Annotated in this window: 3 protein-coding genes; 1 reads left to right on the top strand and 2 read right to left on the bottom strand. The window is 58.5% G+C overall.

Features of this window, described 5'->3' with window-relative positions:
* The coding region (locus Q392_RS32455; protein ID WP_245610833.1) for a conjugal transfer nickase/helicase domain-containing protein at positions 1–959 on the top strand (959 nt) is incomplete at its 5' end.
* Positions 960–983: 24 nt separating this feature from the next.
* Here the strand turns inward: Q392_RS32455 and Q392_RS32450 are convergent.
* Together Q392_RS32450 and lspA are read right to left on the bottom strand one after the other, a co-directional pair.
* Positions 984–1,196 carry an integrase core domain-containing protein gene (locus Q392_RS32450; protein WP_169748359.1) on the bottom strand — a complete coding sequence of 71 codons (213 nt, stop codon included), beginning with the start codon at positions 1,194–1,196 and terminating at the stop codon, positions 984–986.
* 159 nt (positions 1,197–1,355) lie between these two features.
* Positions 1,356–1,691: signal peptidase II (gene lspA, locus Q392_RS32445; protein ID WP_245610832.1), on the bottom strand; the 336-nt coding region annotated here is incomplete at its 5' end.

Below are 1,691 nucleotides of genomic sequence, written 5' to 3'. Positions count from 1 at the left end.
GACGAACTGCTGCCGCACCGCTGGTCGCCTTCCGCTTGAGGGCTGTCACCGGCGACGCACTGGCGGTCAAGGTGACTTCGCCGGACGCATACGTCTGGCGCGCGACTGTGACCAGCACGACTGGCTGGTCCCACTCGTTCACCTTGTTGCGTCTAACGCCCACGCTGATCTGGGAGCCGCGTGAGCGGCCGGCACCGTTCCCCGGCACGGTGGCGATCGACGTGGCGCCCACGGACAAAGAGGCTGACGTGTTCACCACCATTTCGACGGCCGGCCCGCTGGCCGCCCCGGAAGGCCAAGAAGATCCACCAGGGGAAGGAGGTCGTTCATCTTCAGCTCCTTCGTCCAAGTTCCAAACCTTGCCGGACGTGATGGAAGACATGCTTTCGATGGTGGGTATCGGCGACTTACCCGCGATCGGGCAGGACGCGGCAGTGCTCTCAGAGCAGGTGCCTGCCGCACGTCCCGAAATACCAACCTTGCCCGCGTCACTGCCGTCGTCGCCTGCGCCAGCGCCCTCGATAGCGCATCCATCCGGGGAGCACTTCATGGCGTGGCTGAAACAGGGCATCTTGTCCCGCCGACTCATCATCAACGACGCAAAAGCGCTCGTGCATACGGTGAGCGGCACGACCTACCTGGTCAGTCCCGGGGTCTTCCAGCGCTATGCGCAAGAGCACCCGCAAGTCGGCGCGCAGGCTAAGCAGGAGAGCCAGCAAGACTGGCAGTGGATACAAAAGCGCTTCGAGAGGCTGCAACTGCATCGCAAGCAGCCGAACGGCCTGAATATCTGGACCTGTAAAGTCACCGGGCCTAGAAAGTCCCGTCACCTGCACGGATACCTTTTGGAAGATTCAAGCCTGCTTTTCTTAGAAACGCCGCCGAATAATCCCTACTTATCCCTGTTGTGTGAGACCACAGGAAGCGGACTTCATGAAAGCAATGAGGGTCAACATTGAAGTCCCCTCAAATACCTGAGCCACTCAGAAGTAGAGATTGGGGAACAGTTTGACACGGTACTCGACCGGTGGGATTCGGCCGAGGGCTTCATGGGGTCGATGGTGGTTGTATCGGTGTAGCCAGTCGGCCGTCATGTCACGCACCTCCTGCAGTGAATCGAAGACGTAGCGGCGAAAGCTGTCAGCGCCCTTCGAAATCGGCAGGAGCGGACAGTCCTTAATGTAGCGGATACTCACCCTCCTCTTATGGAGACCAACTGCTGGCTCCGACGTTGGCTCAGCAAGCGATCCCATCGAAAGGTCACCAGCGGCATTCTCCAAATCAGTCTTTCTGGCTCCTGAGTTATGTGTCGATCACACCCGATACGCGCCTCATATTCCTTGACTTGTATCCGACTATGGAGTTTTCATAGGAATTTGTCCGCTTACGGCGACATCCCGTTTTCCTTGGTGCATGGTGGCCGAAAGCAAGCAGATCGCGCCAAGGGATATTGCAACGTCAGCCAAATTGAAAGCGGGCCAATGCGCTCCGTGCCAATGGAAATCGAGGAAATCGACTACAGCCCCTCGCAACAGGCGGTCAACTGCGTTACCCAGCGCGCCACCTAAGATCAGGCTATAACCCACGCCTTCCCATTTAGGGAAGGTCTGAACAACTCGAAACGCAGGCAGCGCACAGGCCGTTCGAGTCGAGATGGTCCATAGGACTTGCGATCGCGGTCGCGTCAAGGT

Source organism: Xenophilus azovorans DSM 13620, assembly GCF_000745855.1.
Classification (GTDB): Bacteria; Pseudomonadota; Gammaproteobacteria; order Burkholderiales; family Burkholderiaceae_C; genus Xenophilus; species Xenophilus azovorans.
Note: the sequence above shows the minus strand (reverse complement) of the source record. Positions and strands in the feature narration are given on the sequence as shown.